Genomic DNA, 16,033 nt, shown 5'->3' with positions numbered 1-16,033 from the left:
CTCAGTCCACCAGCCTCTCGGAGTTGACGAATTTGAACACGACCGCCGAGACGGTGCCCAGCACGACGAACATCAGCAGTGCGGCTGCGATCGAGTAGCCGACGTTGATGTCGTTGCGGAAGTGATTGAAAATGAACAGGTTCGGCAGCATGGTTGAATCCAGCGGCCCGCCGTTCGTCATGACCAGCGGAAGCTCGAACTGCTGGATCGCGGCGACGAACCCGGTGATCAGCAGGTAGAGGAGGATGTTCTTCATCTGCGGAAGGGTGATGAACGCGGTCTTCTGCCACCAGTTCGCGCCCTCCATCGCCGCTGCCTCGTAGAACTCCTGCGGGATGTCCACCATCGCGGCCACCATGATCAGCGACGTCAGCCCCATGCCCAGCCAGATCGCCGGGACGGCGATGGCGAGCAGCGCCCATGCCGGGTCTCCGATCCACGCGATCGGATCGACGCCGAGGAACCCGAGGAACCAGTTGAGCAGGCCGCCCGAGTAGTCGTAGATGAGCACGAAGATGATCGAGGTGATCACCGCGGAGATGATCGTCGGGATGTAGATGCTGACCTTCAGGACGCTGGCGAACTTCCTGCCGACGCTGACGACCAGGCTGGCGAACAGGAACGCCAGGACCAGCATGGGCGGCACCGTCATGGCGACGAAGACGAAGCCTCGCCCGACCGCCGCCCAGAACAGCGGGTCGGACATGACGTCGGTGAAGTTCTTCCAGCCGACGAACTCGGGGTCCTTGTAGAAGCTCCAGTTCTGGAACGACAGATAACCCGCGTAGATCGCCGGCCAGATCACGAAGATCCCCAGGAGACCCACGACCGGCAGCAGGAACCAGTACGCGATCTTGTCGTCCCGGAATCGATGCCGGTTCTGCCTCTGCCGGATCATCCGGCGCTCGTGCACAGCTTGACTGACCATGTCCACCTCGTCGTTCGGCGCGTCACGATTCGGGGGCCGGAATCGTCCCGACCCCCGAATCATGCGCGGTCAGTTCTTCGGCGCCTTGTCGGCCAGGCCGTCACGGTCGATCACGGTCTGGATCGCGGCGTTCGCGGTCTTGATCGCGTCATCCGCGGATGCTGCGCCCTTCATGACCGACTCGAAGGCGGTTCCGACCGCGAGCGAGACATCCCAGGGGTAGGTGGGCTCGGGGATGGCCGTCGGGGCGATGTCGTTGACGATGACATCCGACCACGGCGCGTCCGCTGCGGCCTCGTCGTCGGCGACGGCATCCTGCACCGACTGACGCACCGGCACCTTCGTGAACTGCGTGTTGACGAAGAACGGAACGACGTTCTCCGGGTCACCGGCGATCGCCCAGCTGAGGAACTCACCGGCGGCCTCAGCGTTCGCGGTCTTGGCGTCGACGACCCACTTGAAGTTGCCGAGCGTGGTCGCGGTGCGGCCGTCGGATCCCTCGGCGTTCGGGAAGGCGCCGATGCCGGTCTTGCCGAGCAGGTCGGCGTAGTCCGATCCGATCTCCGACATCATCCACGAGCCCGAGACCTTGAAGGCGACCTTCTGCTCGCCGAAGTCCTTGCCCTCGACGTATGCGGCGAGCGGCTGCTTGGGCATGTAGCCGTTGTCCCACAGCGCCTTGTACTGCTCCATCATCGCGCGATAGCCGTCGTCGTCGATGTTCGGGGCGGTCCAGTCGTCGGTGAGGGCGGTGTGGCCCGCGAAGTTGTACTGCTGGCCGACCGAGGACCACGCGAAGGTCGCAGCATCCTGCGCCGGCGAGATGCAGTACTGGCCGCTGGCGAGGGTGGGCTGGATCTTCTCGCAGGCCGCCATCAGCTCGTCCCAGGTCTCGGGACCGTTCTCCGAGTCGACGCCGGCGGCGTCGAGGAGGTCCTTGTTCCAGAACAGAACAGCCTGGGGCTCGAGCAGCAGCGGGTACGCGTAATAGGTGCCGTCGATCTCGGACACCGGCTTGGCGGCGTCGATGATCTCCTCGAGAGCGTCGGCGGGAACGATCCCGTCGAGCTCATGCAGCTGCCCGGCATTGACGGCATCCTGGATGCTGCCCGGGTGCGTGTAGACGTCGGGGGCCTTGCCTGCGGCCTGTGCAGCCTTCATCTTCTGGTCCCACGCGTCTGCGGGGACCTCGGTGTCGACGACCTTGATCTCGTCCTGGGACTCGTTGAACTCCTTGACGATGTTCTCGTACCACTCGTTCTCCACCGGAGTGAACGTGCGGTGCCAGAACTGGATCGTCGTGACGCCGGACTCATCGCCGCTGTCCGCCGATTCTCCCGGCGTGCTCGACCCGCAACCGGAGAGGGCGAGCGTACCGACTGTCACCGCACCCACTGCGGCGATCACGGCACGACGTGTGCGTGTGATTCTCATTGGTTTCTCCTCAGGAACACGACTCGTCCTCGAGTCGGGGCTGTGTGCGGCGACTGTGCCGTACGCGTCACGCTAGACGAAATCGATTTCATGTGCAAGCACTCGTTCGTCGGAGCGAGGGCGCGCTCGTCAGGGCGTCCGCTCCAGGTCCGCGGAGAACCAGAACACGTTGTACGGACCCCAGAGCGAGAGCGTGAAGTACACGGTCCTGCCGTCATCCGAGACGTACCGCGGGTTCATGTACGGCGAGTACAGGCCCGGATACTCGCCGGCCGAGACGAGCTCGATCGGGTCACCCCACGGCCCCCACGGCGTGACGCCCTCGCGGATGTACGCGTTTCCGGCATCCGAGTAGGTCATCAGCCACCGGTCGAGGTAGGTCGACCACATCACCGAGAGCTCGCCGATCGTGCCGTCGACGATGGTCTCGGCATCCGCCATGTCGGCGCTCCACTGCGGCGTCTCGCCGTCCGCGCCGGCGAAGTACGAGTACGCGCTCTGGTCTTCGACGGATGCCTCGTCGGCCGGAACACGCATCAGTTGGACGCCGCCGAATCGGCCCGCGGGGATCGACCAGAGGTAGACGTAGTCCTGGCCGTCTTCCGTGACGTGCGCGGTGGCGACCTGGATGAAGTTCGAGTCGCCGGGCCGCTGCACGCCCTCGACGGGGTCCCAGGATTCGCCGTCGTCCCGCGAGACGATGAGCGCCGAGTGATTCGCGTCCCAGGCGCCGGGGTCGCCCCAGTGCCGCACCGACATGTACGACACGTAGAGCGTCTCGCCGATCGCGAAGCCGTAGGTGGGGATCTTCGTGACCTCGCCACCGGACCCGTTCGCGTCGTGATCGCCCTCGATGAGGGCGGCGGCGAGACCGACATCGTCGGAGACCCAGCCGTCGAACGTGATGCCGTCGGCCGGGTCGTCGTCGGTCGTCCATGCGGCGACGTTGGAGCGCCAGAAGCCGCCCTGCCCGCCGATCGAGTCCGGATCGCGTTCGCCGAAGGTGTCGCCGAACAGGAAGAAGGTCCGGTCGCCGACGTTCACCATCGAGCCGAGATCGGTGCCGGCGACCGATACGGAAGCGGTGTCGTTCATCGCGTCCGGACCGGTCAGCTGCGCGATCTCGGTGACGCCGGAGACGCCCTCGAGCACGAACGGCTTGTCCGGGTCCGGATCGACGTTCACGCTCGCACCGGCGGAGCAGGCCGCCAGCGACAGGGACAGGATCGCGGATGCCGCGATGGTGGTCCAGCGGGTGAGCGTACGGCGTTCACGGGGCATGATCCTCCTTGATCGGAGCCCACTCTAGCGAAATCGATTTCAACCCACTACGGTGATTTCTCACGTGCCATCTCCTCGAAAGGACGACTCCGTTGCGCACCGATTGGGCCGAGAGATTCGCCGCGGCCGCGCCCGCTTCCATCGACGGCGACTGGCTGCGTCCGACAGCGGATGCTCCGGCCGAACCGCGCTGGGGTCATGCCGACGGCCTGCAGGTCGGCATCCATCCCAGTCGCGGTCCGCGCGGCCTGCTGCGGATCTTCACGCCCTATCTCGACCATCCCCGGGAGAGGCTGGTGAACTTCATCGCCGTCGAGCCGATCCCGGTCGGAACCACCGAGCGCGGCTACTCCGAGCTCGAGCCCAGCTCGCTGGACTCTGGCGAGAACGGCAAGCGCTTCTGGTCGATGGACGACCCTGACGATCTCGCACCGCGGAATCCGCTCGCTCCGTCGCGCGGCGCGATCGACCAGGTCGACGGCGTCGAGCGGCTCACCGCGTGGATCGGAGTCGAGCGCTTCGACAACGGTGCGGATGTGCGCGTGCGAGTGCGGTTCCGCGCTGATCGGCCGCACGAGGTCGAAGTCGCCGGCTTCGCCAACGAGGGCTCCGCAGCCCTGTCGAACCTGGTCCTCACCGCCACGATGGGGAACTGGGCGCGCCTCCGCCGGCTGCACCTCGCCGATCGGACAGTTGTGCCCGCGGAGCTGTGGCCGGATCACTCCGGCACCGGATTCACCGAGCACGGCCGGTTCCCGCTCGCGGATCTCGGCCGCGACGGGGTTGCCGCGATCGTCAGCGCCACCGGCGACGAGGACGATCCGACTGCGGTCGCCTACTCGGACGACACTGCCGAGCACTGGCACTTTCTCGGCCGGCGCGCTGTGCAGTCATGGCGGGTGGATGACCCGCATCCCGACCTCGAAGTGCTCGTCAACGCACGCTGGTCGTACTGGGCGAGCGCATCGCCTATCCCGGGCGGCCCGGCCTACGAGAACTTCGAGATCGTCGAGCCGTTCCGACAGGGTGCGGCGTTCCGCTTCTCGGTCGAACCGGTGGGCACGTAGCCCCCTCATACACGAGAATTGCCTTGCCCTCCGAGAATTGTGCTGGCAGCAGCATTCTCGGCGGGCAAGGCAATTCTCGCGGGGGCGGGCGGTCTCAGCGGTGCCGCGCCACCACCTGCGCGACGGCTTCGCGCTCGGCATCCGTCGGCTCGGCGATCGCCATGCGGCAGTGCGCATCCGTGACGCCGAGCACCCGGTAGGCCTCCTTCATGCGCGCCATGTCGCCGCCGATGAGCGAGACCACGTCGTCGACATCTGCCTGCGCGGCGGCAACAGCGGCCGCATCGCCGGATCGTCCGGCATCCGCCAGCGCGCGGAACGGCTTGGGCGTCACGGACGAGACGCCGGAGACGACACCCTGTGCGCCCACCTCGACCGCCGCGATCAGGTCGCGGTCGGCGCCGGTGTACAGGTCGAAGTCGGCCGGGACCACGGCGCGATACGCGGCGATGTCCTCCAGCGAAAGCTCGCTGATTTTGGCACCGATGACGTTCGGCAGCTGTGCCAGGCGCACCAGCAGCTCCGGCGAGACCGGGTTTCCACTGCGCGCCGGGTAGATGTAGACGTACAGGCGGCCGTCGCCCACGGCATCCGACACGGCTTGGAAGTAGTCGAAGATCGCATCGTCGCTCGAGCGCAGGTAGTACGGGGTGAGCGCGGCGAACTCGGTCGCGCCGAGGTCGCGGGCGATGCGCGTCAGCCGCACCGCCTCGAACGCGCTCGCCTGCCCCACGTGCACGATCACGCGCATCTTGTCGGCGAGCTCCTCGAGCGCCGCTTCGACCAGCGACGCGAACTCGTCGGCATCCACCGCGGGGAACTCACCCGTCGTGCCGAGCACGAACGCGCCCTCGTTGCCCGACTCTCCCACGAACCGGAAGATCGCACGCGACCCGTCGACGTCGAGGCTCCCATCGCGTTGGAACGCGGTGGGAATCGCGGTGAGGATGTCGTAACGGGTCACTTCTTCTCCTTGGAGTTCTTGCGAGAGCGGCGGATCTTCGCCGCAGGCGTGTTGCGCACGGTCGAGGTGAGCAGGTCGGGCGTGGCTGCGAGTTCGTCGTGGGCCTTCTCGATCTGGGCGAGGCTCTCGGTGTCGAGCACCGAGTCCGCGAACGAGGCTCGCTCGGCGCGGGGCTTGCGCGCGGCGCGGATCGCCGGCATCACGATCGAGAGGACGGCGAGCGCGAGGAGCACGATCGCGATCGGGCTGACGACCTCGAAAAACGGCCGGGTCGGCAGGATCGCCAGGGTGCGCGCGAGGTTCTCCTCGGCGAGCGGCCCCAGCAGCAGCCCAAGCACGACCGGACCTGCCGGCACCTGCATGCGCTTGAGCAGCACTCCGACGACCCCGAAGACGAGCATCGTGATGACCGTCGAGAGGCTGTTCGACGTGGCGTAGGTGCCGATGATGCAGAAGATCAGGATGCCGCTCCACAGGTACGGCTGCGGCACGTCGAGAAGCTTCACCATGCCCTTCATGCGCACGAGGCTGAGCCCCAGCGCGAGCAGCGTGGCCACGAGCATGATGCCGACGATCGAGACGACGAGGTCCGGACGCTCCGTGAACAGAGTGGGCCCGGGGGTGATTCCCCAGATGATCATGGAGCCGATCATCACGGCCATGACGGAGTCGCCGGGAATGCCGAGCGCCATGGTCGTGGTGAGCGATCCGCCGAGCGTGGCGCTGGATGCCGTGTCGGATGCCGCGACGCCCTCGATGGAGCCCTTGCCGAACGCCTCCGGCTTCTTCGACGCCTTGCGTGCACGCTCCCAGCCGATGAGGCCGGCGATGTCGCCGCCGGCTGCGGGGATGAGGCCGACGCCGAGGCCGACCGCACCGCCGACGGCGGTCGCGCGGCCGCTCTGCTTCAGCTCTGACCCGTTCGGCCACCAGCGGCCGAGGCTCGAGATGGGCCGTTGGTGGCTCTTGCGATGGGTCAGCAGCTGATCGAACAGCTCGGCGATGCCGAACAGGCCGATGATCACGGCGATGAAGTTCACGCCCTCGACGAGCTCGAGGACGCCGAAGGTGAAGCGCTTGTCGGCGGTGGCGGCGTAGGTGCCGACGGTGCCGAGCATGAGCCCGAAGAGCCCCGCGAGGATGCCCTTGAGCATCGACTTCGACGAGATGCCGATCATGATCGCGATGCCGAAAACGACGAGGGCGAACAGCTCGGGCGACTTGAAGTAGTCGCGGGCGAAGCTGGCGATCGGCACAGCGGCGACGGAGAAGAGGACGAGAGAGGCGAGGATGCCGACGGCCGACACGATCGCGGAGATCGTGAGCGCAAGCCCGGCCCTGCCCTGCTTGGCCATCGGGTAGCCGTCGAGCGTGGTGGCGATGGATGCCGGTGTGCCCGGAGTGTTGATGAGGATCGCCGGCACCCGGTCACCGAAGTTCGCCGCGACGTAGATCGTGAGCAGGACCGCGAGCCCCTGGACGGGCTCGAGCGTCATGGTGAAGCCGGCCGCCAGCGCGACGGCCATGGTGGCGGTGATGCCGGGGAATGCACCGACCATGAAGCCGAGGACGAGACCCACGCCCATGTAGAGCAGGATCGACATGTCGAGGAGCGAGTTCAGCCCCTCCATCAGCGGAGTCATAGCGGGATCCTCAGGAGCATGCCGAAGACGACGTAGACGAAAGCCGTCATCGACACCGTGTAGATGATGAGACTCAGCCACCTGCGGTGCCCGTACACGAGCATCAGAGCGGCCATGAGCAGCGCCGTCGCGATCGGGAACACCTCGATGCGGTAGCCGAACAGGATGACGGAGCCGAGGGACCACAGGGCGATGAACGCGCCCGAGATCCCGAGCGTCACGACCACGCGGAGCACGCCGCCCGGCTGGATGCGCTCGATGTCCTCACGCCCCGGAGCCGGTCGAGTGAGGGCGATCACGAGGATCGCGATTGCCACGACCACGCCGGTGACGCCGAGCAGCATCGGCCAGAACCGAGCGTCGATCTGCCCCGGGGCCGCTTCGCGGCGCAGTGCGATCTGCGTGGAGAGCGCCAGGTAGCCGGCGGTCACCGCGAGCGCGACGAACGCGAACGCGATCTCGAGAGGACGCGACGGCTTCGCGCCCTGATACTCGTCGCTCTCGGCGACTTCTGAAGTCGACATGTGCTTCCTTGGACGTGGTCGGTTCGGGGTGGAGGTGGGGCCGGGCGCACCCGGCCCCACCGGCCTCAGCCCAGCAGGTTCTGGAACAGGCTGAACTGGTCCTCGACGAAGGTGGTGAACTCTGCCGAGTCCCGGTAGACGACAAGGTTTCCGGCATCCGCCTGGAACTTCTTGTAGGAGTCGGACTCCACGGCTTCCTTGATCGCGGCCTCGAGCGTGTCGTGCACGTCGTCCGGGAGCCCGGCGGGAGCGTAGATGCCGCCCCAGCCGCCGAAGACGACGTCGGCGCCGATGGCCTCATCGACCGTGGGAACGTCGGGAGCGTCGGGGTGGCGCTCGTCGTTCATGACGGCCAGGATGCGGACCGCGCTGCCCTGGGAGAGCGCCTCGCCGAGGCCGGACACCGCGGCGACGGTCTCGCCGGAGGCGGCAGCGGCGACGGCCGGGGCTCCGCCGTCGTACGGAACCGGGGTCACCTCTCCGCCGGTCTCGGCACCGAGGGCGATGCTCGCCGCTTCCCAGATCGATCCGGCGCCGGAGTTGGCGATGGTGACCGGGGCGGTCTTGGACTGCTCGACCAGGTCCTCGAGGGTCTGGATGTCGCTGGCCGCGGAGACGGTGATGACGCCGGGCGCGAGCATGATCTGACCCAGCAGGTCGTAGTTCTCAGGCAGCACATTGGCGTCCTGCGTGGTGTTGAGCATGGCGATCTCGACGGGACCGAATCCGATGACGTAGCCGTCCGGGTCCTGCTCGGCGACGTACTCCATCGCGAGTGCGCCGGCGGCGCCCGGCATGTTCTCGGGGATGACGCTGACGTCGAGGATGCCCTCGAGCTCGGTGGCGAGCGCGCGGGAGGACAGGTCAGAGCCTCCACCGGGATTGGCCTGGATGATCAGGCGGATGTCCTTCTCGGGGAAGCTCGAAGCGGCATCGCCGCCCTCTTCGACCTTCGTGCATCCGGACATCACGAGTGCTGCGGCGGTGAAGACCGCGGCAGCTGTGATCACGCGGTTCATGCGCTTGATGGGCATCTTCGCTCCTCTTTGAGTGCAGGTGGTTCGAACAGGCAGGGAATCCTGATCGACGCGGCCAGCGTAGCAGTGTTGACTGTTAACAATCAACCGGCACAGGACGCGAGCCGCAGCGCGGGCGTCAGGGCCGGCGCTGCTCGAGTTCGCTCAGCATTCGATCGCGAGCGCCGTCGAGGTGAGCGGCGAGCACCGCGGCCGCATCCTCAGGAGAACCGCTGCGCATGACGTCCATGAGCTTGACGTGGTCACCGGCGGACTCGCGCAGATCCTCGTCGTGATTGATCGTCACCTCGAGCAACGCCGCGAATGTGGGCAGGTATTGATTCCACGCGCCGGCGAGGCGCGGGTGGTCGGCGAGGGAGTAGATCTGCGAGTGGAACTCGAGGTCGGCGGTGACGAACGCGCCGTGATCACCGGCATCCGCCGCCGCGCCCATGCGGCCGACGGCTGCGGCCATCGCCGTCCAGCGCGCAGAATCTTCCACCCGCATGGCGCGCGACAGCGCGAGCTGCTCGAGCGCACCGCGCAGGCTGTACAGCTGGTCGACGTCATCCTGTGTGAGACCGACGATGTACACGCCGCGCGGCCGTTGCACCTCTACGAGCTTCTCGAAGCTGAGCTGGGTCAGAGCGTCGCGTACCGGACCGCGACTGACGGCGAACTCCTCGGCGAGCGCCTCCTCGGTGATGCGCTCCCCCGGGGCGAGTTCGCCCCGGACGATCCGGTGCCGCAACACGCGCGCGATCTGAGCACCGAGCGATTCCCCGCGCTTGACTGTCTGCGTCACCGTGACCTCCCCGTCGACTGTCAACAGAATACACACTCCGGCGGGCTGTCCGCCGAGATTGCATTCCGCGGCCGAGATGGCGGGAAGCGCGCGCGGTCTCATCCGCGGGATGCAGTCTCGCAGGAGGGAGCCTGCGTGACCCGGCTAGCACAAACACATCTCGTGCGCTTCCCCCTGGGGGCATCCCGTGCGTCGAGGCAGGGTGTTCAGATGCGACTTCCCACCACGCTCACTGCTCTGAAGGATGCTGTCCGCGACGACGCCCCGTCGCTCCTCACCCGCGGCTACGGCTTCGGTGATCGCATCTGGCGTCGGGTGCACCGCGGAGCGCGCTCGGCGCCGATGCGGCTGCTGGGCAGCGACGCGATCTTCGTGCGAGGAGCGGCCGGCGTCGAGCTGTTCTACGATGAGGAGCGCATCGCCCGCCATGGAGCGATGCCTGCGATCGTGCAGGAGACGCTCTTCGGTCACGGATCGGTGCACAGCCTCGACGGCGCGAAGCATCGTCACCGCAAAGCCACCTTCGTAGAGGTGGCCTATGACGACCAGCAGGTCGCACGCTTGTCTCCCCATCTCGAACGCGAGTGGCAGTCAGAGCTGGACGCATGGGTCGACGGCAGTACGCGCTCTGCCTACGACGCCGCCGTAGGCGCGTTCGGCCGCTCCATCATGAGGTGGGCGGGAGTGCCAGGGACTCCCGAAGCGAAGACCCGGTGGGCGGCGAGGCTCGCTCAGATCGTCGACGGTTTCGGGGCGCCGTACTCCCCCAGCTTTCCGCAAGCCCTCTTCAACAGGTGGTGGTCGGACCGTCACGCACGGCAGCTGATCGAGGCGGTCCGGATCGGCCGGCTCTCGCCCGGAAGCGGCACAGCGCTCTACGAGTGGGCTGCGCACCGCGATGAGAACGATGAGGTCCTGCCGGCGCAGCTCGCGGGCGTGGAGCTGCAGAACGGTCTGCGGCCGATGATCGCGGTCGCCCGATTCGTGGCGTACGCCGCGAAGGCGCTGCACGAGCATCCGGAGTGGCGCACGCGCGTCGCCGGGGAGACCGCCGAGCGGGGCGCTCTGGTCGGCGGGCCGCTTGCGACGGCGTTCGCACAGGAGATCCGCCGCACGGGTCTGTTCGTGCCGATGCTGCCGGGATGGGCGCTCACAGATGTTGAGCTCGACGGCCAGCGCGTCGCAGCCGGCGGACGGGTGGTGCTCGACATCCTCGGCACGAACACCGACGAGCGCTCCTGGCACCGCGCCGACGAGTTCAACCCCGACCGCTTCGTCGGCGTGGAGGACTATGAGGCGATCGAGGAGTTCATCCCGCATGGCGGCGCGGGCGTCGCGACCGGCCACCGCTGCCCGGGAGAGAAGCTCGCCATCGCAGGGCTGGCAGCCGCCGTCGCGGTACTGAGTGATCCGCGTCTGACGATCCTCTCAAGTGGGCTCGAGGTGAACCGCCGCCGGTTGCCCACCAAGCCCGAGTCCGGCGGCAGGGTCCGCTCGGCCGCAGCACCCGCGCGCTGCCCGTTCCACTGACCCGCTCGCCCCGGCCTCCTGTGAGCGGAGGGATGCGGGGGCGGGGAGGGGGCGGGATGCCGAGGCGGGGGTTACTCCTCGCGGACGCCGGGGCGCCAGAGCACGACCTCGGTCGAGCGACGGATGCGGCGGCCACCCGTCACCGGGACGACGCCGGTCGCCCCGGCGGCGAAGATGCGCACGCCCGGACGGTTCTGCCGTTCGGCGCGCAGCGCGCCTTCCAGCTCCATGACCCGGCGGCGCAGCATCCGCACCTCGTCCTCCAGATCGAGCAGCCGTGCAATCGCCGGCAGGCTCATTCCATCGGCCGAGAGGCGGGCGACCTCGCGAAGCTGCTCGATGTTCCGCGGCGAGTATCGGCGCGATCCGCCGCGGGTACGGCCGGGCACCACCAGTCCGATGCGGTCGTACTGGCGCAGCGTCTGCGGGTGCATGCCGGCGAGCTCAGCGGCGACGGCGATCGCGAATACCGGGGCGTCCTCGTCTTCAACCACTGCGATCACCTCCGCCGATCGAACTCATCGTCAGGCCCGCGCCTTCGCCATCATGTCGGCGCGCGGGTTCTCCTTCGGCTCCAGCTCCTGGAACTTCTGCAGCGCTTCGCGCGACGCGTCATCCAGATGCGTCGGCACGGCCACCTGCAGCTCGGCGAGCAGATCGCCGGTGCCCTTCGAGCTCTTCACGCCGCGGCCTTTGACGCGCAGCACGCGCCCCGAGGGGGTCCCCGGCGCGACGCGGAGCTTGACGATGTCGCCGCTGAGCGTCGGCACCTCGATGGTGGCGCCGAGCGTCGCCTCGGTGAAGGTGACCGGCACCGTGAGGCGCAGGTTCAGCCCGTCACGTGTGAACACCGGGTGCGGGCGCACCGTGATCGACACGACGATGTCGCCGTTCTCGCCGCCGTCCGGTGAGGGCCGGCCGCGGCCGCGCAGGCGGATCTTCTGTCCGTCGGCGACGCCAGCGGGAATCTTCACCTTGAACGGCTTACCGTCCTCGCCCTGCAGGGTGATCGTCTCACCCTGCACAGCGGTGACGAAGTCGAGCGTGGTGCGGGCGGTGACATCCGCCCCCTTCTGCGGACCGCCGAACCCGCGGTACCCGCCGGTCGGCTGTCCGAAGCGGCCGGAGCCGAAGCCGCCACCCTGCCCCTGGTTGAACATCGCGAAGATGTCCTCGAAGTCGGCGCTCTGACCGCGACCGCCCTGGCCGAATCGGCTGAAGACGTCCTCGAAGCCGCCCGCGCCGGAACCGCTCGCGGTGAAGCGCGCGCCCGAACCCATGGCCCGGATCTCGTCGTACTCCTTGCGCTGCTCCGGATCGGAGAGCACGGAGTACGCCTCGCTGATCTCCTTGAACATCGCCTCGGCTTTGGCATCGCCCTGATTGGAGTCGGGGTGATACTTGCGCGCCAGCTTGCGATACGTCTTCTTCAGCTCCGCGTCACTGACGTCCTTGGAGACACCGAGCGTCTTGTAGAAGTCCTTGTCGAACCAATCCTGGCTGGCCATGTATCACCTACTCCGCTGGGACGGCGACGACGACCTTCGCAGGACGCAGCTCGACTTCGCCGAGGCGGTAGCCGACCTCGACGACCTCGAGGATCGTGGACTTCTCGGCGCCGGGGGTCGGCTGCTGGAAGATGGCCTCGTGGTGCTGCGGGTCGAAGTCCTCGCCGGCCGCGCCGTAGGCGACCACACCGAGGCGTTCGACGACGGCGCGGACCTTCTCGCCGATCACGAAGAACGGCGTGCCCTCCACGAGGTCGCCGTGCTGGGCGGCGCGGTCGAGGTCGTCGAGCACCGGCAGCAGGCCCTTGGCGGCCTCGCCCTTGGCGCGCGCGATCTCGACGTGCCGCTGCTCCTCGGTGCGCCGGCGGTAGTTGGCGTACTCGGCCTGCAGGCGCTTGAGGTCGGTCAGCAGCGCGTTCTCCGCGTCCGCGAGCGCATCGTCTGCACCTGCCGCGTCGTCGGTCTGCTCAGCGCCGAGGATGTCGTCGACCGTGAGGTCGTCGTCGGATCCCTCCGCGGCCGCAGCCTCGGAGGAGTCGGGGTTCTGCGGCGCGGGGCCGGATGCCGAAGCATCCGACCCCTCGTCCTCAGGAACCTCGTTCTCGTCGAAGTTCTTGTCTGTCATGGTTACTTCTTCTCGTCCTCGTCGTCGATGACCTCGGCGTCGACGACATCCTCATCGGATGCCTCGTCCGCAGGGGCCTCGCCCTCAGTCGGTGCGCCGGCCGCGGCATCCGCCTGCGACTGCGCGTAGATCGCCTCGCCGAGCTTGCCCTGCGACTCGTTCAGCTTGTCGAACGCGGCCTTGACGGCATCGTCGTCATCGCCGGCGAGCGCCGTCTTCAGAGCGTCGACGTCGGCCTGGACCTCGTCCTTGACCTCGGCCGGGAGCTTGTCCTCGTTCTCCTTGATCAGCTTCTCGATCGAGTACGAGAGGGTCTCGGCCTGGTTGCGCTGCTCGAGGGCGTCGGCGCGCTTCTTGTCCTCGGCCGCGTTCTCCTCGGCCTCGCGGACCATGCGCTCGATGTCCTCCTTCGACAGCGACGAGCCGCCGGTGATGGTCATCGACTGCTCCTTGCCGGTGCCCTTGTCCTTGGCGGACACGTGCACGATGCCGTTCGCGTCGATGTCGAAGGTCACCTCGACCTGCGGGATGCCGCGGGGGGCCGGGGCGATTCCGGTGAGCTCGAACGTGCCGAGCGGCTTGTTGTCGCGGGTGAACTCGCGCTCGCCCTGGAAGACCTGGATCGCGACGGACGGCTGGTTGTCGTCTGCCGTGGTGAAGGTCTCGCTGCGCTTGGTCGGGATCGCGGTGTTGCGGTCGATGAGCTTCGTCATGCGTCCGCCCTTGGTCTCGATGCCGAGGCTCAGCGGGGTGACGTCGATGAGCAGGACGTCCTTGCGCTCGCCCTTGAGGACACCGGCCTGGAGCGCGGCTCCGACGGCGACGACCTCATCGGGGTTGACGCCCTTGTTGGCCTCCTTGCCGGTCTCGCGCTTGACGAGCTCGGCGACGGCCGGCATGCGGGTCGATCCACCGACGAGTACGACGTGATCGATGTCGGCGACCTTGACGCCCGCCTCGCGGATGACGTCCTCGAACGGCTTCTTGGTGCGGTCGAGGAGATCCTTGGTGAGGTCCTCGAACTTCGCGCGGGTGATCGTCTCGGACAGCGAGACGGGGCCCGACTCGGTCAGCGACAGGTACGGCAGGTTGATGGAGGTGCTGGTCGAGCTCGACAGCTCCTTCTTCGCCTGCTCCGCGGCCTCCTTCAGACGCTGCAGCGCGATCTTGTCGCCGGAGACGTCGACACCGCTGGTCTCCTTGAACTGCTTGATCAGGTGGTCGACCAGACGCTGGTCCCAGTCGTCGCCGCCGAGGCGGTTGTCACCGGCGGTGGAACGCACCTGGATGGTCGAGAAGTCGTCGTCCTTGCCCACCTCGAGCAGCGAGACGTCGAAGGTACCGCCACCGAGGTCGAAGACGAGGATGAGCTCGTCCTCCTTGCCGCGGTCCAGGCCGTAGGCGAGGGCTGCGGCGGTCGGCTCGTTGATGATGCGCAGGACGTTCAGGCCCGCGACCTCTCCGGCCTCCTTGGTGGCCTGACGCTCGGCGTCGTTGAAGTACGCGGGGACGGTGATGACGGCATCCGTCACGGTGTCACCCAGGTACGACTCGGCGTCGCGCTTGAGCTTCATGAGGATGCGCGCGGAGATCTCCTGCGGCGTCCACTTCTTGCCGTCGACGTCGAAGTTCCAGTCGGTGCCCATGTGGCGCTTGACGGATGCGACGGTGCGGTCGACGTTGGTGACCGCCTGGCGCTTGGCGGTCTCGCCGACGAGCACCTCGCCGTCCTTGGTGAACGCGACCACCGAAGGGGTGGTGCGGAAGCCCTCGGCGTTGGCGATGACCTTCGGCTCGCCACCCTCGAGGACGCTGACGACGGAGTTCGTCGTTCCGAGGTCGATTCCAACAGCACGTGCCATGCGATTCTCCTTCTGGTTGAAGTACGAGTGAGTCTGAGGGCGACCCGGGAAACCTGAGTCGCGATGGCTCAACTGTAACCCCGACCGTCCTGAGCTGTCAAATGAACTTGATATGAGTTGGCTCAACTTTGATTTATCCACAAGCCCGTCCCGCGCCGGCCGGTCTCAATAGGCTCGCTCACCATGCGGAACCGGATGCTGCACACAGCCACAGCCGTCAGCGCGCTCGTCCTCGCACTGACGCTGAGCGGGTGCACTGCGGAGCAGACACCGACATCATCCCCGACCGCCAGCACCCCGGCGCTCGAATCGGTCTCGTTCAGTGACGGTGCGACGCTGCCGCCCGACACCGAGATCCTGTGGGGCTTCGGCTTCGCAAACGATCCCGGATGGGTGGAAGTCGGCGACGCACCGAAGCCGGGCTGGTGGACATTCGTGCGCGCCGACAAGACCTGCATCGCCGCGTTCCGCGACAGCGCGCTTGCTGACGTCGGCGTCGACGCCGGCGGAGACGTCGACGACATGAACGATGAGGAGGCCACGGATGCCGTGATCGCGGCCGAGCTGGGCGACGAGTTCGGCGATGTCGACGGGCTGCTCAGTGACGGATACTTCCACAGGCACGAAGCAGGAGAAGCCCAGATCGCGCATCGCCAGTTCTCACTCAGCATCGATGGCTGGGGCCGCTTCGTGGCCGCGCGTGCCTTCGTCGCACTGGACCACTCGGCCATCGTCGTGGTCACGTGCGATGGCGCGGACGTGAACATCGCCGCGCAAGAAGTGCTGTCGAAGAACGTGATCGCCGTCGAGCCCGGCCCCCAGCCTTGAAGATCACGCGACCAACGG

The 16,033-nt window shown here is 67.4% G+C and carries 15 protein-coding genes; 3 read left to right on the top strand and 12 right to left on the bottom strand.

Going from position 1 to position 16,033, the window contains the following annotated elements:
* Position 1 precedes the first annotated feature (1 nt).
* The 3 genes from MAE01_RS04495 to MAE01_RS04485 all read right to left on the bottom strand — a co-directional run bounded on the left by MAE01_RS04495 (position 2) and on the right by MAE01_RS04485 (position 3,643).
* On the bottom strand, positions 2 to 928 hold the full coding sequence (locus MAE01_RS04495; protein ID WP_147038349.1) for a carbohydrate ABC transporter permease: 927 nt from the start codon (positions 926 to 928) through the stop codon (positions 2 to 4).
* 69 nt (positions 929 to 997) lie between these two features.
* Positions 998 to 2,362: an ABC transporter substrate-binding protein gene (locus MAE01_RS04490; RefSeq protein WP_147038348.1), complete on the bottom strand. Its 1,365-nt coding sequence runs from the start codon at positions 2,360 to 2,362 to the stop codon at positions 998 to 1,000.
* Positions 2,363 to 2,491: 129 nt separating this feature from the next.
* Positions 2,492 to 3,643 carry a DUF4185 domain-containing protein gene (locus MAE01_RS04485; protein ID WP_147038347.1) on the bottom strand — a complete coding sequence of 384 codons (1,152 nt, stop codon included), beginning with the start codon at positions 3,641 to 3,643 and terminating at the stop codon, positions 2,492 to 2,494.
* Positions 3,644 to 3,735: 92 nt separating this feature from the next.
* On the opposite strand from MAE01_RS04485, the gene MAE01_RS04480 reads away from it, so the two are divergent.
* Positions 3,736 to 4,710 (top strand): hypothetical protein, encoded by a 975-nt coding sequence (locus MAE01_RS04480; RefSeq protein ID WP_229718104.1) that lies wholly within the window; start codon positions 3,736 to 3,738, stop codon positions 4,708 to 4,710.
* Positions 4,711 to 4,804: 94 nt separating this feature from the next.
* Here the strand turns inward: MAE01_RS04480 and MAE01_RS04475 are convergent, their stop codons facing one another.
* From MAE01_RS04475 to MAE01_RS04455, 5 genes are all read right to left on the bottom strand, one after another.
* Positions 4,805 to 5,674 carry a dihydrodipicolinate synthase family protein gene (locus tag MAE01_RS04475; protein ID WP_147038346.1) on the bottom strand — a complete coding sequence of 290 codons (870 nt, stop codon included), beginning with the start codon at positions 5,672 to 5,674 and terminating at the stop codon, positions 4,805 to 4,807.
* A complete protein-coding gene (locus MAE01_RS04470; protein WP_147038345.1) occupies positions 5,671 to 7,317 on the bottom strand; it encodes a tripartite tricarboxylate transporter permease in 1,647 nt (548 codons plus the stop codon). Before MAE01_RS04470 ends, MAE01_RS04475 begins: the two co-directional genes overlap by 4 nt.
* Positions 7,314 to 7,841: a tripartite tricarboxylate transporter TctB family protein gene (locus tag MAE01_RS04465; protein WP_147038344.1), complete on the bottom strand. Its 528-nt coding sequence runs from the start codon at positions 7,839 to 7,841 to the stop codon at positions 7,314 to 7,316. The genes MAE01_RS04470 and MAE01_RS04465 overlap by 4 nt, the downstream gene beginning before the upstream one ends.
* Before the next feature lie 65 nt (positions 7,842 to 7,906).
* The gene (locus MAE01_RS04460) at positions 7,907 to 8,875 is read right to left on the bottom strand and encodes a tripartite tricarboxylate transporter substrate binding protein (RefSeq protein ID WP_147038343.1); all 969 of its coding nucleotides are present in this window, start codon (positions 8,873 to 8,875) and stop codon (positions 7,907 to 7,909) included.
* Between the two features lie 121 nt (positions 8,876 to 8,996).
* Positions 8,997 to 9,662: a GntR family transcriptional regulator gene (locus tag MAE01_RS04455; RefSeq protein ID WP_147038342.1), complete on the bottom strand. Its 666-nt coding sequence runs from the start codon at positions 9,660 to 9,662 to the stop codon at positions 8,997 to 8,999.
* Between the two features lie 210 nt (positions 9,663 to 9,872).
* Here MAE01_RS04455 and MAE01_RS04450 point away from each other — a divergent pair, with 210 nt between their 5' ends.
* Positions 9,873 to 11,192, top strand: a complete 1,320-nt coding sequence (locus MAE01_RS04450) for a cytochrome P450 (protein ID WP_147038341.1) — start codon at positions 9,873 to 9,875, stop codon at positions 11,190 to 11,192.
* A gap of 71 nt (positions 11,193 to 11,263) precedes the next feature.
* On the opposite strand, the gene MAE01_RS04445 is transcribed toward MAE01_RS04450, so the two are convergent.
* Genes MAE01_RS04445 through dnaK form a run of 4 tightly spaced genes read right to left on the bottom strand, consistent with a single transcriptional unit; the run spans position 11,264 to position 15,187 of the window.
* Complete coding sequence (locus MAE01_RS04445) at positions 11,264 to 11,686, bottom strand: heat shock protein transcriptional repressor HspR (RefSeq protein ID WP_371861760.1); 423 nt, start codon at positions 11,684 to 11,686, stop codon at positions 11,264 to 11,266.
* Positions 11,687 to 11,716: 30 nt separating this feature from the next.
* A complete protein-coding gene (locus MAE01_RS04440) occupies positions 11,717 to 12,700 on the bottom strand; it encodes a DnaJ C-terminal domain-containing protein (protein ID WP_147038340.1) in 984 nt (327 codons plus the stop codon).
* Between the two features lie 7 nt (positions 12,701 to 12,707).
* The gene (locus MAE01_RS04435) at positions 12,708 to 13,325 is read right to left on the bottom strand and encodes a nucleotide exchange factor GrpE (RefSeq protein ID WP_147038339.1); all 618 of its coding nucleotides are present in this window, start codon (positions 13,323 to 13,325) and stop codon (positions 12,708 to 12,710) included.
* A gap of 2 nt (positions 13,326 to 13,327) precedes the next feature.
* On the bottom strand, positions 13,328 to 15,187 hold the full coding sequence (gene dnaK, locus MAE01_RS04430) for a molecular chaperone DnaK (RefSeq protein WP_147038338.1): 1,860 nt from the start codon (positions 15,185 to 15,187) through the stop codon (positions 13,328 to 13,330).
* 183 nt (positions 15,188 to 15,370) lie between these two features.
* On the opposite strand from dnaK, the gene MAE01_RS04425 reads away from it, so the two are divergent.
* Entirely contained in the window at positions 15,371 to 16,015 is a 645-nt protein-coding gene (locus MAE01_RS04425; protein WP_147038337.1) for a hypothetical protein, read from the top strand.
* Positions 16,016 to 16,033: the final 18 nt, after the last annotated feature.

Origin of the sequence: Microbacterium aerolatum (assembly GCF_007988825.1) — a bacterium.
GTDB lineage: Bacteria > Actinomycetota > Actinomycetes > Actinomycetales > Microbacteriaceae > Microbacterium > Microbacterium aerolatum.
Note: the sequence above shows the minus strand (reverse complement) of the source record. Positions and strands in the feature narration are given on the sequence as shown.